Below are 17,785 nucleotides of genomic sequence, written 5' to 3'. Positions count from 1 at the left end.
TTTAGGATGTATATTATTTTAAAATTCTATTGTCTATCTAAAAGGGCTTTAGCTTCCATGAGCATAACGCCACTTAGTTGGGTAGATAAATCTACACGACCACTGGGTTCGTCATTCCAATTTGGCCCCGCAAGCCCTGCAGTGGTTAATCCATTGTGATACAGAGTTTCTGCATTAAATTGAATAAACTCTTTGAATTCTTCCTGTTTATCATCTGGAGTATTGGGATTAAGGGTAAGTTGCGTGAAATATCTAACTAATATTCCTTTAAAAAGTCCGCCGTCTCCCTGGCCTTCATTTTTTAAAACTCCACCCGTAGTTATTTGACCGGGTCCTACAACTGAACTCGCAGATTTTATAGCATCCTCTAAGTACATTTCTTCCCCGGTGGCCTGGTGCAATAAGTTTGCAGCACCAATATAAGTTCCCACATTGTAAGTAAATATCCAGTCACGATTTATAACTGCTTCTCCATCCTGGTAATCTATGTTATCCCATACCAAACCTGATTCCGGATCTACCAGGGTATCGTTTAACCACTGGTAAATTTTCTTTGCCCATTCCAAATCTTCCTGGTCCTGGTCAATTTCATAAAGATAAAGAGCAAATATTGCAGCTGGGCCGTTAGAACAGGCGTTTTTACTATTGGGAGTATCTGTTTTCCAGGCAATACCTCCGCCGTGTACATCACTCCATCCTTTTTTCACTTCTTCCCATAGCAAATCTGCCACTTCCTTGTATTGCTCATCATTCGTAAGCTTGTAAGCACGTAGACAGGCAATCCCAAGCCACTCCATATCGTCTATAAAGACGTTTTCATATTTATTCCCATTTTTAATTTTAATTCCTTCCAGCAAAGACTTCATTTTTGGAAGGTAAGACTCATCTCCTGTTCTCTGGTAACCATCAATTAGAACATCCAGCATATGAGCATTCCACCAATAGTTAAAGTTCTCATTACCTTCATTATCCTGCCGAAAAGTTCCATTGGAGGCCAAATAAACACTATATGTTTCTTCCTGTAGGTTTTCTGCAACTTCTGCCCAATTATCTACCTCATCTTCCTCTTCATCCCCAGGGTCTACAGGTTGTTCCTCTTCTTCCTCTTCCTGAATATCCTCAAGATTATCATTATCTGTGGAGCAGGAAATTAAAAATAAAAGGCTGCTCAGAAAAAAGATTCCAAAAACTAAAATTCTCATAATAACATAATTTTTATGTCGCATTTAATGCGGCTATCAATAATACTTTCTAAAAGATTGAAGCTAATATACTAAATCGTTTTAGTTTAAAAAAATGTTAATTTGACTGAAAATTTCCTAAGGAATTAACTAATGATTTTTTAGAAGGGTGGATTGACGCGGTAATAACTCCGTTTTTAATATAATCTCTTTAGGAGGTAAATCTTTAGTTGACTTCTTAAGTAGCATCAACATTAACTTCATTAGTTCTGAAGCCATCGCATCTTTAGGCTGAGCTATTGCTGAAATTGTAGGGGTGTGGATTTTAAAAAATTCGTGATCGTCAAAAGTCAGAATACCAAATTTATCAATAAGCTCTGGTGAATTCTCTTTGAAAACTTCCAATCCACTTTGTGTTAGATAATTTGTAGAAAAATAAATAGCATCAAGGTCTTCCTTAAATATAAATTCTTTGATAAGTTCTTTTTTACTCTGGGGGTTCCCTGCCTCAAACTCAATTTCCAGAACCCTCTCTGAGAGCCCATGCTCTTTTGTAGCTTTTAAATAACCTTTTTTTCTATTTGCCATTTGAGTTTGTGTAGTGGCAAGAGTAATAAACCCAATTTTTTTAAAACCATTCTCAATTAAATGAAGCGTCGCTTTGTAGGAGGCTTCTTCATTATCTATACCCACAAAATGAGTTTTTAAACCTGGAAAATAACGGTCAAATAATATCACAGGGATATCCTCCTGGATTAAAGCTTCTATATCCTTTTTTATCCCAGGACTAGGGTTTATAATATACCCATCTACCTGTCTATCTTTAAAAAGCTGAATAAGATCCCTGGATTTTTTATCTTTATTCTCGTTACTACAAAAGAGTACCTTATAATCCTGTTCGTAGGCCAGATCTTCTATTTTTCGGGCTATACTGGCGAAGAAATGGTTTGAAATATCTTCTACCATAAAAACTATAATCTTGGATTTTCCTGTACGTAAACTTTGTGCAAGTTGATTGGGTTTATAATTTATTTCTTTTACGTAAGCTAAAACCCTTTCTATCATCTCATCAGATATCTTCTTCTCTTTAGCTTTCCCATTAAGAACAAAAGATACAGTAGTAGGTGAAATGTTTAATTTTTCTGCAATTCCTTTTACAGAATGTTTTTTAGCTTTTTTCATAAATATGCCCCTGTTAATAATATGCACCCTGGCTTGAAATCTTCTTAAGCCGGATTTAATTAATATTAAATTTCACTGTTCAACAAAGAAAATAAGAATAATTAATTAAATTACTATTATTAGAGGAATAAAACTCTATCAATATGCCTTTTTGATTAGAATCTTTAAGTAAAATAAAGAAAAAAACCGAAAAATTTGCTTTTTACATATTTTTACGATTAGGATATAAAAAGAAAATTTCGGCTCTTTATTTAAAAAACCGATATTTTCTTAAAGTCAAATTCCAAAATGTTATTTCTTTAAAGCAAGTTTTATGAAAACCATAAAACTAATCTTTCAGGATATTTATCACTTCCTGATTTACTTTTCTAATTCTTTTAATATTCATTTTATCTTTTTTACGATCGTAAGTCATTAAACCGTTTACCTCCCCTTCCACATCTGTGGTTTGCGTATATACAGCAGCAGAAAAACCGGAACGAACAAGATCTTTTAGGGTTTCTGCATATTCAATATATTTATCAGTAACTTCCTTACTACTTTTAAATTCTACATAACCCCAATTTTTATCACTTGCCCAAAGATGGTCTTCCATAGGGAATCCAATTCCGCCATATTCGCCTAAAACAGTAACCCTATTTGCATCGTATAAATATAATTGCGGGTCTGGGTATTGATGTAAATCCAGAATATCTCCTGTTTGAAAATGGTTCCCCCCACTAGCAGAATTTATAAGTCTGGTTGAATCGTAATTACTGGTCCATTCTGTAATTTCTTTTGTCTTAAACTGCCCCCAGGCTTCATTAAATGGAACCCAAACAACAATACTTGGATATGGCATAAGATAATCAAGGATTTCCTGCCACTCTTTTCTAAAAATTTCTTCTGATTCATTAGACCTTACCAATTCATTACCCTCAAAATATTTCCGCATTTGCCAGTCTTTTTGTTCATCTCCGCTTGGCATATCCTGCCATACTAAGATGCCCAGTTCATCACAATGGGTATACCAACGAGCTGGTTCAACTTTAACGTGTTTTCGTATCATATTATACCCCATCTCCTTTGTCTTTAAAATATCGTATTTCAAAGCTTCATCGGTAGGAGCTGTATAGAGACCATCTGGCCACCAACCCTGGTCCAAAGGCCCAAAATGAAAGTAATCTTCATTATTTAACTGCATTCTAACTATCCCATTTTCATCTCTTTTTTTAGAAATTTTACGCATTGCAAAATAGCTCTTTACCTCATCTACGGTCTCTTTATTACTTATTAGCTTAACAATAGTTCGGTATAAAAAAGGAGTCTCAGGAAACCATAGTTTTGGATCCTCCAATAGGATCTCTAAACTTTCTCCAGCGGCGAATTTTGCCCTAGTAATTTCTTTATCGTCTTCTAAAACTATAACCTCAATAATATCTCCAGTTTCTAAATTTGTAGTCTCGGCCTCCAATTTAACCGTGTTATTATCAATATTAGGAGTGAAATTGATTTTTTTAAAGCTTTTAGGGTTCATTGGTTCTAACCATACGGTTTGCCATATGCCCGTTACAGGTGTATAATATATTCCTTCTGGTTCTCTAACTTGTTTTCCTCTAGGCTGCGGCCCCTCATTTGTAGGGTCCCACACTTTCACACTTATTTCCTGCTCTCCTTTTGTTAAAAAAGGAGTTATATCAAAGGAAAACGGTACATATCCTCCTGTATGACTTCCAATTTTTATATCGTTTATCCATACATCGGCTTTCCAATCTACCGCACCAAAATTTAAATTAATTCGTTGACCATCCCATTCTGTTGGTATGGTGAAATTTCTTTTATACCATAAAACCTGTGACGGTTCTACCCTTTTCATTACTCCAGATAGGCTGGATTCAACCGCGAATGGCACTAATATTTCTCCATCATTAATTTTAGAAGGAGCACTATTTTTATCTGTAATACTGTAGTCCCAAAGGCCATTTAAATTTTTCCATTGTTCACGCTTCATAATTGGGCGTGGATATTCTGGTAAGATATTTTCAGGATCAAGCTCGCTCGCCCATTCCGTTTTTAATTTATCCCCGGCAGGCTGCCATTGGGAAAACATAGAATATGAGAATAGTACTAAAAAGGAGAAAACACTTACTTTTATCAACTTCATAATTTTTAATTTTAGGAGTTATGATTTATTAAACTAAAACCGAAATATTTAATCAAAATATGGATAATAAACGGGTTTTAAATTATTTGAGCCTCAATTATTTATTCAGAAGAAATGTGAACTTTTTTACTTTGAGTGTTGTATTAATTGATTTAACCGATTAGGGTAATCAGTAATAATTCCATCTACACCAAGGTCAATTAATCTTTCCATATCAGCTTCCGCGTTCACTGTCCACGGTACAAGCTTCATCCCGGCTTTGTGACTTTTTTCTACAAGATCTGGCTTTACCAAATTAAAATTTGGACTATAAATCTGGGGGGTAAACCCAAGTTTATTTATATTTTCTTCCAGTGAATTTTCTTTATTACCGGTTAAGAATGCAGTTATAACCTGAGGATAATCCTTCTTAATTTGCTGAAGCAGTCTAAAATCAAACGATTGTAAATAATACCTGTCATAGCCTAAATCTTGTTCTCTTATAACTTCCATTATCAGGTCTATAAACTCTGGGGGAGCAGGTTGATAAATCCCGTCTTTTTCGGGAGTTGCTTTAATCTCAATATTATAGATCACTTTCGGATATTTATTTTCCGCAGCAAATTGCTCTACCGAATCTATAAGTACACTGAGTAATGGTATGTGAGCTTTTGTTGTCTTTTGACCATTTCTTGAGTAAAACTTGCTACCTACATCATACTTTCGAATATCAGCATAATTCATCTGGTAGACAGCATATTCTTCAGCATTTCCCTCTTCCAATTCCTCACCATTAGGCAATAAACTAATTGACCGATTTATACGAGGATCATGGGTCACTACTACCTTTTTATCCTTACTTATATGTACATCCAATTCAATTACGTTTGCTCCCTCTTCTATAGCTTTAGTCATTGCAACAATCGTATTCTCAGGCTTAAGGCCGCTTGCCCCTCTATGAGCTTCATTTAAAAATTTAGGAAATGACTTAATAACAACTTCAGCAGGCGAAGAAGATGATTCCTGCTTTACCTTACACCCTGTTATACAAAATGAAACGATACAAAACGTAAATAGATAAAATATACTTTTTTTCATTATTCGGTAATTTTCAATTGAATTAAATTATATAAGTAATAAATTCAGAAACAAACCTCTGAATTATGGATTTCAGTTCCCTGGGCTAATACGTTTCCCGGTAATTTGCTGGTTTACCGAAATGTTTTTATGAGGATTACAGTACGATCTAAAAGTAAATCTTCAAAGTTCTGCTGCAAAGCAAGTTTTAATGATGTCTCCTCTGTCTTTTTTATTTTGATTTTTAAACGGAAACAATAAAACTAAGAAAAATACTAAAACGTTTTAGTATTTTTCTTGATTTTCTGTTGGGATTAATCGATTATTTCTGAAACTATCTCTCTGGCGGATTTCAGTAAGTCCCAGGATCTTCAGAGAATCTTCGGTCTGCCATTTGGTTTCTATAGGTTTCTGTGCAAAACAAAAAATATGAAAAATAAGAACTTAGGAAGTAAGAATTTCTTTATAACAGACCGCCAGTAAATTATGAAGATAAAAAAGGTATTTTAAAGCCAAAAACCTATAAACTGGCCCAGTTTTTATTCTTTACTTTGATCTATACAATTCCATAGAATAATAACCAGGTTTTTATCATTTAAAATGACAAAAAATAAAAAAATAAAAAAGCCGTGGCCAACAAAGGCTGCCATGGCGCAGATTTATGAAAACAATCTTTGGGGTGGTAATAAATATGAATTTCACTCTGGTTTGGGCTCACATCATCCTGAGGTAGTAAATCCCTATATAACTATAGTATCCGGTTTCTTAGAAAAAATCGAAACACCAGCGGTTGTTTGTGATCTGGGTTGCGGCGATTTTAATATTGGTAAAAAATTGGTGAAGTACGCTCAAAAGTATATAGCTATAGATATAGTTCCAGATCTTATAACTCATAACAAACAGGCGTTTAAAGCCGATAACTTAGAATTTCATACTTTGGATATTGCAAAAGATAATTTGCCTAAAGGGGATTGTGCAATTCTAAGACAGGTGCTACAACATTTATCGAATGCTGAAATAAAATGTGTAGTGGAAAAGTTATATGACTATAAATATGTTATTCTAACAGAGCATTTACCTAAAGAAGATTTTGAACCCAATAAAGATATTATCTCAGGACAGGGAATAAGACTAAAAAAGCAAAGTGGTGTAAACCTTTTAGCGCCGCCGTTTAACTTTTTAGTTGAGGAAGAGAAACAGTTATTATCAATTAAGTCGCACGGCTTTAAAGGAATTTTGGTTACAACGCTATACAAAGTAAAATAAGTAACTAACCAAATTTTGCGATCTAGTGATTTAGACGCACTTCAATCAGAAAGAATAAAAAAAGATTAGAGAAGTGACCTCTACTGTAGCTTCAAAAATAGAACGACCCTACTCATAATATTTTCTTTGAAAACCACCCAATTAAGGTGTAGCTGCCACCTACTCTAATTTGTTATAAAACTAAAGATTTTGTTAAAGCGGCGCATGCTTGTTTAGTAAACGTATGGAATCTTAAAGTTATCGTTATACTTCAAGTTTAATGGAGACAGAAGTCCCTTCATTTTTAGCGGAAATTATTTCAACTGCTTCCTTCACATTGTAACCCAGTAGTGCTAATCGCTCTTTTACGAGGGAAACTCCTTTGGACTCGTGAAGTTTATTAGATGAATTTTCAGAAAATCCAATTCCGTTATCTTCTATTTTACATTGCAGAACATCTTCTGAAAGCATCTTAAAAGAAATTTTTAAGGTTGGATTACTTACACCAGGTGGAAAAGCGTGAACAAAAACATTTTCCACGAAAGTTTGTAAAAGCATAGTAGGGATTTCTATCGCCTGCGGATCAATTAAAGGATCTGTTTCAAATATTACCTTAATTCGATTATTAAATCGTGTATTTTCAACCCTAATATAGGATTGCAAATATTCAATTTCCTCACTCAATAAAATAGTTGGCTTGGTACAGTGATCCAGGTTTAACCTGATCAATTTTGAAAAATCTCCTAAAAATATAGTGGCCTTATCTATATCACTTTCCATAATATAATATTGAATCGAATTCATCGCGTTAAAGATAAAATGCGGATTCATTTGCGCCAGTAAAGCTTCCATTTTGGTTTCTTCAAAACGCTTTTGGATCAAGCCTTTTTGTGCTTCAAACTTTCTGGCCTGCCTTATTTGAAATTTATAAAAGCTATAAACTACCATAACTATAATACTTATACTAAGTAAGGCAAACCACCAGGTTTTCCAAAAGGGCGGAAGCACAGTTAAATTTAGTAAGGCCTGGGTATAACTTAAACCTGTACTTTCATCTAATACTTTCACCTCTAGCTCGTAATTATCTGTTGGTAGCGAAGGCAGGAAAATTTCTGGCCTGGAAAATGAAAGACTCCAGGGTTCCTCCTCATTTAACCGGTATTGATATTTTAATTTATTAGGATAAGGGTGCGCGTTTGTGCTAAATTTAAGCAATACTGTATTTTCATTGTACTTCAATTTTAGCTTCTCTCTTTCAGCAGATGATCCCAAAGAAAATTTATTATTATTGATGAAAATTTCTTTCAGTTCTATTTGATCTACCAGAGTAGTTGAATCCTTTACGGCATCAAGATCTATATTATAAAACCCATTGTTGCTTCCTATAGATAAAGTGCTTTGAGTCACTTCAGCACTCAGTAAAGGTTGCTCGAGGCCCTGTTCTTTATCCAAAAATATATATCGGCCATTTTTGTAGAGCGTTAATCCTTTTTCTGTGCCAATAATTAAAGTTCCCTGGTAATTCTCTAAAAAAGAAATAGAGTTTCCCTGAATTTTGGCCCTGGGAATTTTCTTTTGAATTTTGAATGATTCATCATCATTAACGATAAACACGTCACCGAACTCATTTGAAATGGCGAGATCCCTTCCTAAACCTGTGATGTGCTTTAATTTTTTTTCGCTCCATATTCCGTTTTCTAAATAGGATTCAAAACGATTATTCTCCCAGGCATAAAGACCGGAAAAAACAGACAAAAAATAAGTTTTATTTCCCCTCTGCAAACTACTCACCACCATAGTAGGAGTTTGAGGGTTTTCCTTTTCAAAGTGGGTATATTTAAAAAGTTCCAGGTCACTATACACTCTAACGCCGCCGTAAGGATTGGTTTCTATAAGATTCCCCGTTTTTGTAAAATTGATCTCTTCTGAATGCAATGGTAAATACCGATGCAATTCCCCCGAATCTTTTATGGCAAACACTCCAATATTGGTATTTATCCAAAACGTATCCTTAAAAACTTTTATATCATAAAAATTGATATCGGCAGCCTTTGTAGAATAATCCAGTTCGTAGAAATCATCTTTATGTTTAGGTAAAGGCAAGGCAGTATTCAATACATATTCTTCCTGCCAATTTTTAAACTGTGATAAAGTAATCTTTTGCTCATTTCCAGCTCTTTTTAATACGATTCCATCGTGGAATAATACTGCGGAAGTTTTTTCTGTTCTCGCAAATCCAATAATATTCTTACCCGGTAGTTCAGGAATTTTAATCTGGGGATTTAAAGCTATTTCAAATAACCCGGCATCCCGGGTTCCTGCATATAACTTTTCAAATTTTGAATCATAGGCCAGGGAAATAACTTCTTTGCTAGATATATTAAATTCAGAAGCCCTGGATATTAATCGCTCCTCTACCAATTCATAAATTCCTCCGTTAGTATCGTAAATGCCCCAGGCCGCAGTAAAAATTCTATGGTCGTCTGTTTTTGCATAATCCCAGATAATGGAAGTTCCGCTTTTTTCTAAAGGAATAGAATCCTTTTCACTCACGTAATCGGGAAGATGACTTTTCGTGAAAAAACCTTTATTACTGCTGTAAATACTATCATTATCTGGGAAAACGGAATAAATAAATTTATGCTTATTTACTTTAACCAAAGCGGTCTGCTCCTCCTCATTTAGAATCCTGAAGATCCCAGATCTATACGTGACCACGTAGATTTGGTTTTGGTATTCAAAAAAATCCTGAACCCTGAAAAGCTCCTTCCCGGCCGGAGTCTTTAAAGAATTTACTTTGAAAGTATTTAAATTTATAAGAGAAACGCCATCACTGGTTCCTACATACATATAGTTCCCGGAAGTAAACAGTTTGGTTATTTGGTTGTGAACCAATCCATCTTTTTCTGAGAGAATTTTGAATTTATAACCATCATACACACTAAGCCCTTCTCCGTAGCTACCAAACCATAATTTGCCGTTTTTGTCTTCTGCAATGGCCCAACAGCTGTTTTGAGCTAAGCCATCCTCTTCAAAGAAATATTGAAATTCGTCATTCTCCTTTTTAACTATACCATTTTCAGTACCTATCCATAGACTATTTTTACTGTCAATTAGTATGGATCTAACCGACTTATTTGGTAAATCTTTGGCTGCAGTATAATTTTTAGTGGGATAATTTTGAGAAAAGGCGAAATTAAACCATAAAAATATTATGAGAAATAGTTTAATGGTTTTGTAGAATGGCATTGATAAACTCTTCTTCTTTTCGAAAAGAAACAGGAAGTTTCTCTCCGTTGGTTAATTCAATTTCCTTGTTTGCCTTATGGTATCTAACCACGTAATTTAAATTGATGACGTAGCTTTTATGAATTCTTTTAAAAGTAGTAGCCGGAAGTACTTCTTCAACAAATTTTAAGGTCTTTGAAGCTGTTTTTGCAGAACCATCGATTTTTTTAATACTGCAGTAGTTACTTTCTGCCTTGCAATATAGTATTTGATTGGTATGGATTAGTTCGAACCCTTCAAGGGTGGGAAAAGCAATTTTACTTACGTTTTGGTCATTTACATTCAGATTTTCTAAAAGCAAAGACAATTTTCTTTGAGCAAAATTCCTTTCATTTTTCTTTTCAAACTTTTTTACGGCTTCAGCTAAATCTAAATGATTAATTGGCTTCAATAAATAATCCAGCGCGCTACGCTTAATTGCTTTAATGCCAAATTTATCATGTGCAGTGGTGAAAATGACTTCAAAATTTATCACCTCGAAATGCTTGAAAAGTTCAAATCCATTCTTTTCTGGCATTTGAATATCTAAAAAAACCAGGTCTGGTTCGTATTTTTTGATGGCAAGCACCCCGGAATCTACTGAAATGCATTTTTCAACAATATTAAATTTATTTGGAAAATACCTGTCCAGGGTTTTCTCCAGTAAACTTTGCGCATTTATTTCATCGTCAATAATTACTGCCTTTATCATATACCAAAATTACAATTAAAATTATGAGTTGTTTAGACCCTGAAAAAGCTTCCGAAACTACCAAATAATTTCAATAAGATTAACTCACTTACCCCCCTAATAATTCCACTTTGAAAAGACAGTGTATCAAAAAAGAGATTCCTCAGGGATGAGTCAAAAAGCTTTAAAATGATTAAAATACTTTTTAAATTTTTAAGAAGAAAGACTGATGTAGATGCCCAACAATTAATTTCAAAGTAAGCAATAAGAAAAGTTTTGAAATTATTATTTTAAAAAAATACCAACAATAAAGCTAGAATTTTTAAAAATAAAGAAACAACTATAGAGAGCATATTTAAATTAGAATTTAAACTCCAGGTTTATGGAAATAGTAATTATCTTTTTGCGATTCTCACATTTGATGGCACAATAATAATGTGATCGTTAAAACTAAAAAAGGGTGTTTTCCCCCTTCTTTAATCGGCAGAAATAATTTCTATTTTTAATTCCAATAGGTTTAATATCACCTTTCCATTTCATATTAAATCGGATAAATTTTTATTTAATCATACTCATATAAAGTAAACCTCTGTATAGAAACATCATCAATAAAAGAACGAATATGCCTTCCCTGATGGGTTTGATCGCCATTTAAATGCTGGAAAACTTTCCATTTTCCTTCTTCAAAATATCCGCGATCTGTTTTTAAAATTCCTACCCTGGAATTTGGCTTTTTCAGGTTTTTCATTTTTAAAGAAACCCCATATCCCGCATAGAAAAATTCATTATCGGCTGTTTGAACAATAATTGCCCCAGCTGGTTCCCAAACATCCTCATTAGAGTTGGGCTCCCAACCAAGGTTAAAGGTATGTTCTGCAGTGAATTCATAGTCTCCCAGGGTAAATATCATTTCATTTACTTCCTTATTGAGCAAAACTCCTTCTAATCGATTTTGTCCTCTATTGGCTTCTAAAATCGGTTCTATTTGGTGAATTATTTCATACACCTGCGCTAATTTCTGCTCTTTTGGCGTGAAGGCTTCGCTGGGTATTTGCTCTACGGAAAATGGAGCAAATCCCAGGGCCTCGTAGTGCCCAATGGCGAACAAAGCTTTTGCCGCTACAGTGTTATCAAAATTATGTTCGGGTATGAATAACGGATTCCCCTGTCTTACATACAAATCGTTCCAATGTTTAAACCTCGGGTTATAAAAATCGGGAGCGTAAAAATCGATATTAGGAGATCCTGCTTTCCAGATATCAAGTAGATGGGGAAGCGGACCTCCACTGGGATAATCTCCCGGTTTTACATTTGGCCGGTTTAGTGCTGCATTAACATATGCGGGTAACGGGTATTCCTCTTTTCCTGCTTTTGTAACCTCATTGGCATAATGCGAAAAATAATAAGCCATAAAAATTTCATCCGTATGAAGTCCTTTTCCAAAAACTTCTTCCCAGCTGCCTTGTTCCCTGGCTCCATTATTCTTCCAAATTTCAGAAAATTCAGAATTTAAAATATCTTCATTATTGATTATATAATCCAATAGCTCCCTGGGAACTTCTTCTTTAAATTTTTGATTTGCCAGGGAATGATAGTCTCTGGCAGAGGGCAACATTCCAATTTCATTTTCAGGTTGCATAAGTATAACTGTATGATGCGAGCAGTCTATTTTTTTAATATACTTAAGGAGATGTTGGTATGCATTCAAATCTGCCTTCATATTATTTTCTGAAAAAGCTGTGAGAATCTCCTGGCTTTTCCCTTCTTTACTTACTGCCCTGGGGAATCTCTTTTGATTTAACTTCACCCAGGAAGGTACGTGACTGGACATACTATTCTTCCAGGAACCAAACCAGAGTACAACAAGTTTAAGATCATACTTACGAGCTTCCAGAATTAAATCTTCTATAAGTTTATAATCAAATTTCCCTTCTTCTGGTTCAAATAACTCCCAGTAAATAGGAAGTAACACCGTATTAAGGTTTAATTCTTTCAGCCTTGGCCAAACTGGTTTCATGGATTCCATAGTACTCGCTGTAGAATTTCCAAGCTCACCCGCAAGCATAAGATAAGGCTTACCATCAACCACCAACTGATATTTATTTCCTACTTGTTGTAAACGAGGAATTGCTTCCTGCGCAAACAAATCTGAAGAAAGAAAAAATAAAGAAAACAGGGTAAGGAATAAAATTCTTTTCATAGGATAGGTAATTGAATAGTTTTGTGAAAACCTTTTATAGTCAATTGTACTAAACTAAGATTTATTTTACACTCCCGAATTGTGACCTTCAGTATCTTTAAAAATTAATGTAAGAGCCCTCGTTATTGCACAAAGAAAAAGCCCCGGAACTCCAGAGCTTTTGCTTTTGCCTTATTTTCAACCTGGTTTAATTATTCACCATAAGGACTTAATCAATCAAACTGTAAATTTGACTCGGGCTCGATTTCTGAAATCGACTTCCCTCCTCCTATTCGGTAGGAGATCCCGAGATTTATTAGATAATCAGCAAATGCAGCATCTCCATTCCTGGGTTCTCCGGTTGCGATTTGAGTTTCAAGATCGGTAACACTTTGTGGCCGGTTTCTTCGTACCGCCACAGGCACATTTAAGTTTATTGAAAAGTTATTTTTCATATAAGAAATTCCGGGATCTATAGAAAGCACGTTTCCTGGCCTTCTAAATCCTCCGCTTCCGCCAAGCACATCTTCTACAGGAACACCTTCAAATCGGGCACCAAGAGATGCAGAAAAATTTTGTGATAAGCTATAACCTAAACCAATGCGCAACGCAAACTGATCTGGCACCGACATTACGGATTCATTTTCCAAAATAGGACTTAGGGTTTCCCTAAAAGTTCTAATTCCATTCGTTTCCTTGGGATTAAAGAGATAAAATCCGCCTCCGTAAACAAACAAATTTGTGCTTATTGCCTGGTAAAACTGAAAATCAGCAGTAAACCCAAAACCGCCATCTCCCGGCTGAATAGATTGATCTACCGGTCTCACCTGTGGCGAACCTTCAGGACCCACGTTATAAAAAACATCAGTCGCATTATAATTTCCGGTAGGCAATTTTAAGCCAAGTCCTAATGCTAAATTTCCATTTACATGATCCACGGGGTCAAAAAGCCAATATCCAACACCCAATCTAATATCGGCAAGTCCCCGCGAAAATGTTTTATGTCTTTCTTCACGTCCGTGCTCATACAAAGAAGAACGTTCGTTAAGCACGGTGGGAATAGTAATTCCGGCATATAATCTATCTGTTAAACCATAATTAAGACTAAAATCCCAGGAATGGGAATAGTTTATTACTTCGGTATTATTTGAAACGCGGTCCGGTTCCTCTTCTGTACCCTTAAAGTGTCTAAAAGATTTAAAGTACCGGTAATTCATCCCCACCTGAAAATCCCCTTTCCCCAGCAAGTTACTTTCCAGTTCATTCCCCATACTACAGGAAAAGTGTCTAATAGCCACACAGCCTTGTGCGTTTATTGTTTGTTGGAAAAATAAACCGAATAATAATGCACTAAAAAGGCTACAATTTAACTTCATACAGGTAGTTTATATTATTGATAAGAACCAAAGTAGATTTAATTAGTACAGGTTTTGGATAATGAAAAATCAAATAGATTAATGAAAGGTTAATTGAATTAATAAAAGACTAATTGCGAACTTGAAAGCTAAATTTTAGTAATATAGTTCTCGATTTGAAACGGAGAAAAATTTATATCGCAGTATTTATCATTTCGGTGGTAGGATTATTCGTGGTACAATATCAATACTTAAGAATTGGACTCAACCTCGCTGAAGTACAGTTTGAGCAGAAAATTGAACGGGCCGGAAACAATTTAAAAAAGGATCTTGCAGCGGAAAATCAGCTTAGTTTTTTAATTGCACAGTCGCTTACCGGCCAAAACTACTTTAGTTTAAGTCGTGACAGTTTACAGGATGCTTCCCGTCATTTCTTAAATGATTTTGTAAAAGATAGGTTAGCCGCCAATAAAATTGACACCGACTTCTCTTACCATCTTTACACTGAAGATGATAGTTTAACGCTAATATCACCAACAACTTTCAGCAGCAAAGATTCTATTATAAAATACCCGATTAAATTAGAAGGTTATCTTCCTCTAATGCTGGAAAAGGAAGTCACCCTTGAACTTCAGTTTAAAAATCTCAATTCCTATTTTTTATCGCAATTGCATGGCTTGCTAATCCCTGGCTTACTTTTCCTTGCTATTATTATTTTTGTGGTGATTTGGATGTTGCGATTGTTTTATTGGCAAAGAAACCTCATTACCATTACCAACGATTTTATTAACAACCTCACTCACGAACTTAAAACTCCGGTCTTTTCAATTGGGGTCGCCACAAAAATCCTGGAAGCAGATATAGAAGAAAGCAAAAAGCCCATAGTTTTACAAATTAGAAAACAGGTAGCTCGCTTAAATAAACATATTGAGCAGGTATTAGACCTTGCCAGCCTGGAGAATAGGAAAAAGTATATTCAACTCGAAGAAAAAGACTTGCGACCGGAACTTCTACAATGGTGTGAAGATTTTAAATTGCTTTCGCAACTGGAAAATTTTAACTTCAACTTCCATTTGGAACCGGGACCATACAATATGAAAGTTGCTCTGTCCCATTTTGAAAATGCCATAAACAATTTGCTGGATAATGCTAAAAAGTACGCTGAAGATCCTGTTATTAGTTTAAAAGCTTTTTCAAAGAAAAATGATTTATATATAGTAATAAGTGATAATGGGAGCGGTATTTCAGATAAAGAAAAACGCCGTATTTTTAAAAAATTCTACCGGGTTCCTGAAGGTGATTTACATAGCGTAAAAGGCTACGGCCTCGGATTAAATTATGTTCAGGAAGTTATAAAAAGACATAAAGGCCAAATTAAGTTAGAAAGCAAACTACAAGTTGGAACACAAATCATAATAATCATACCCTTAATCAATGTTAATTAAAAAGAACAAAATATTATTGGTAGAAGACGATGAGTCCTTAGGATATCTACTTTCTGAATATTTAAAAATTAAGGATTTTGATGTTCGTTGGGCGCCAACAGGAAAGAAAGCTTTAGATCTTGTTGAAGCTCACTCTTACGAATTGGTTATCCTGGATGTTATGCTGCCTGACATTGATGGATTTACACTTGCGCAAAAAATAACGACAAATTATCCAGACTTGCCTTTTATTTTTCTTACCGCCAGATCATTAAAAATAGATGTTTTAAAAGGTTTTTCTGTTGGTGCCGTAGATTATTTAAAAAAACCAATTGATGAAGAAGAACTGGTAGCCAGAATCCAGGTGCTTTTATCACGACTTCAACCAACTCAAACAGAACCTGAAACCCAGGGAGACTTACATTCTATTGGAAAATATACTTTTAATTTTAAAAGTCAGGAATTAATTTTTGAAGATGAAGTGATTCATTTAACAGGAAGAGAAAATGAATTATTAGGTTACCTGGTGCAAAATAAAAATGGACTCTGCAGCCATAAAGACATTTTAGTTCTTCTGTGGGGTAAAAACGATTATTTTAACCGAAAAAGTTTAAACGTTTTCATTTCTCATCTTCGAAAGTATTTAAGTCGGGATCCAAATATTAAAATTGAAAACCTGCATAAAAAAGGATTTGTTTTAAAAATTAATTGAGATAATCCTTTTCCAACATACGAGACCGGTTAAAATAAAAAAGGTTTCAGATATAATTATTAGTCAGCATAGGAATTATAGCAATCCAAGAATTTACTCCACACAAAAAGCCTCTCATTTCTGAAAGGCTTTTGCTTCCGATGCTTCGGAATGCGGTCTGGACGAGACTCGAACTATTTCCAAACACCCTTATTTTACAAGGCTTTCGAAAGCGCCTATTTTAGGACTCACCGAATTCGGCACCTTTAACAAAGTTTAACATTTTGTAATTATGAAGAGCCTTACTTCTCAATTTTTAAGAGGGACCCTTAGTTTATAGTTTTAAATACATAAATAAAGATAATAACCATAGTATGGATAATAATAACTTCCAAACATTCCTTGCGAACAGTTTCTGAGAGAATATGATTGGACTTAATCAAAAATTTTCAAAAGAAAACCGCCCCCGATGATCGAAGACGGTCTTCCCACTAACTAACACACTTAATGGATAAAAAAATCTACTTAACAATATCAATTTCCGCAAAAACCGGTCTATGGTCTGAAGCGTATTCTTCTGGCATTACTTTATGAGATTTTACTTGAAATTTAGCTTGAGGATGTTTATAGTAAATAAAATCAATTGCTCGTTTAGGGTTCTCCACCGGAATAGTCGGTGGACAGGTTTTGCAGGTCCTTTTGAGTTCAGAATCTAACAACTGGATGGTTTCTGAGTTCGGACCATCGTTAAAGTCTCCTCCCAATATTAAAGGCTCGTTCCATTCGCTTGCCATCTCAATTAACTTCTTCACCTGTAATATTCTGCTCTTTGAATCCGTTTTATAATCTAAGTGGGTACTCCCGAACAAAATATTCTGATTTGCATTAATTTCAATTAAGCCTAAAGCTACCACTCTATTTTCAGTATTGTCTTCCGGGTGGCTAGGAAGAGCTAAAATTTCGCTATTCTTTATTGGGAATTTTGATAAAATTGCATTCCCATATTCACCATTATCATAATCAATAGCTTTGGCAAAATAATATTCCATATCCAGGGCTTCAGCAATCAATTCTGCCTGGTTCCCCTCTCCCGACCTTTCAGTATTAAAATCTACTTCCTGGAGAGCAACTAAATCAGGATTTTCTGCTTTAATTACCTTAACGATAGCTTCTATATCAATCTTATCTTCTATAGAGGGAGGGTTAGCGTGATGAATATTATAAGACATTACTCTTAGCGTGCGCTCTACCACCACTTCATTTTCCGCTTCATTTTCGTTAGCCGTGGCAGTTTTATTACCACTTTCCTCACACGAGATAAAAGAAGCCGCCATTAAAACGGCTCCTATTAGGTATTTGATTCCGATCATT

12 protein-coding genes are annotated in these 17,785 nt (G+C 34.8%); 3 read left to right on the top strand and 9 right to left on the bottom strand.

The features are described 5' to 3' along the window. Nucleotides 1-26: 26 nt before the first annotated feature. The 4 genes from BM084_RS09305 to BM084_RS09290 all read right to left on the bottom strand — a co-directional run bounded on the left by BM084_RS09305 (nt 27) and on the right by BM084_RS09290 (nt 5,583). Complete coding sequence (locus BM084_RS09305) at nt 27-1,202, bottom strand: glycoside hydrolase family 76 protein (RefSeq protein ID WP_075327860.1); 1,176 nt, start codon at nt 1,200-1,202, stop codon at nt 27-29. Nucleotides 1,203-1,331: 129 nt separating this feature from the next. Beyond that, nucleotides 1,332-2,363: a LacI family DNA-binding transcriptional regulator gene (locus BM084_RS09300; protein WP_093304465.1), complete on the bottom strand. Its 1,032-nt coding sequence runs from the start codon at nt 2,361-2,363 to the stop codon at nt 1,332-1,334. A gap of 328 nt (nt 2,364-2,691) precedes the next feature. Then, a complete protein-coding gene (locus BM084_RS09295; protein WP_075325019.1) occupies nt 2,692-4,506 on the bottom strand; it encodes a glycoside hydrolase family 2 protein in 1,815 nt (604 codons plus the stop codon). A gap of 126 nt (nt 4,507-4,632) precedes the next feature. Beyond that, complete coding sequence (locus BM084_RS09290; protein WP_093304463.1) at nt 4,633-5,583, bottom strand: glycerophosphodiester phosphodiesterase family protein; 951 nt, start codon at nt 5,581-5,583, stop codon at nt 4,633-4,635. Between the two features lie 579 nt (nt 5,584-6,162). Between BM084_RS09290 and BM084_RS09285 the strand changes: the two genes are divergently transcribed. Beyond that, nucleotides 6,163-6,828 (top strand): class I SAM-dependent methyltransferase, encoded by a 666-nt coding sequence (locus BM084_RS09285; RefSeq protein WP_075325021.1) that lies wholly within the window; start codon nt 6,163-6,165, stop codon nt 6,826-6,828. Nucleotides 6,829-7,071: 243 nt separating this feature from the next. On the opposite strand, the gene BM084_RS09280 is transcribed toward BM084_RS09285, so the two are convergent. The 4 genes from BM084_RS09280 to BM084_RS09265 all read right to left on the bottom strand — a co-directional run bounded on the left by BM084_RS09280 (nt 7,072) and on the right by BM084_RS09265 (nt 14,320). Continuing rightward, nucleotides 7,072-10,056, bottom strand: coding sequence for a sensor histidine kinase (locus BM084_RS09280; protein ID WP_093304461.1), 2,985 nt, complete (start codon nt 10,054-10,056; stop codon nt 7,072-7,074). Then, a complete protein-coding gene (locus BM084_RS09275; protein ID WP_075325023.1) occupies nt 10,034-10,786 on the bottom strand; it encodes a LytR/AlgR family response regulator transcription factor in 753 nt (250 codons plus the stop codon). Before BM084_RS09275 ends, BM084_RS09280 begins: the two co-directional genes overlap by 23 nt. Nucleotides 10,787-11,327: 541 nt before the next feature. Further along, nucleotides 11,328-12,965, bottom strand: coding sequence for a GH35 family beta-galactosidase (locus tag BM084_RS09270; protein WP_075325024.1), 1,638 nt, complete (start codon nt 12,963-12,965; stop codon nt 11,328-11,330). A 212-nt stretch (nt 12,966-13,177) separates the two neighbouring features. Continuing rightward, nucleotides 13,178-14,320, bottom strand: a complete 1,143-nt coding sequence (locus tag BM084_RS09265; protein WP_075325025.1) for a transporter family protein — start codon at nt 14,318-14,320, stop codon at nt 13,178-13,180. Between the two features lie 155 nt (nt 14,321-14,475). Between BM084_RS09265 and BM084_RS09260 the strand changes: the two genes are divergently transcribed. Beyond that, nucleotides 14,476-15,744, top strand: a complete 1,269-nt coding sequence (locus BM084_RS09260; protein ID WP_093304459.1) for a sensor histidine kinase — start codon at nt 14,476-14,478, stop codon at nt 15,742-15,744. After that, nucleotides 15,734-16,435, top strand: coding sequence for a response regulator transcription factor (locus BM084_RS09255; protein WP_075325027.1), 702 nt, complete (start codon nt 15,734-15,736; stop codon nt 16,433-16,435). Before BM084_RS09260 ends, BM084_RS09255 begins: the two co-directional genes overlap by 11 nt. 500 nt (nt 16,436-16,935) lie before the next feature. Here the strand turns inward: BM084_RS09255 and BM084_RS09250 are convergent, their stop codons facing one another. Next, nucleotides 16,936-17,784, bottom strand: coding sequence for an endonuclease/exonuclease/phosphatase family protein (locus BM084_RS09250; RefSeq protein WP_177195685.1), 849 nt, complete (start codon nt 17,782-17,784; stop codon nt 16,936-16,938). Nucleotide 17,785 lies beyond the last annotated feature (1 nt).

This window comes from Salegentibacter agarivorans, from assembly GCF_900113135.1.
Classification (GTDB): domain Bacteria; phylum Bacteroidota; class Bacteroidia; order Flavobacteriales; family Flavobacteriaceae; genus Salegentibacter; species Salegentibacter agarivorans.
This window is presented reverse-complemented; position numbering and strand designations above follow the sequence as displayed.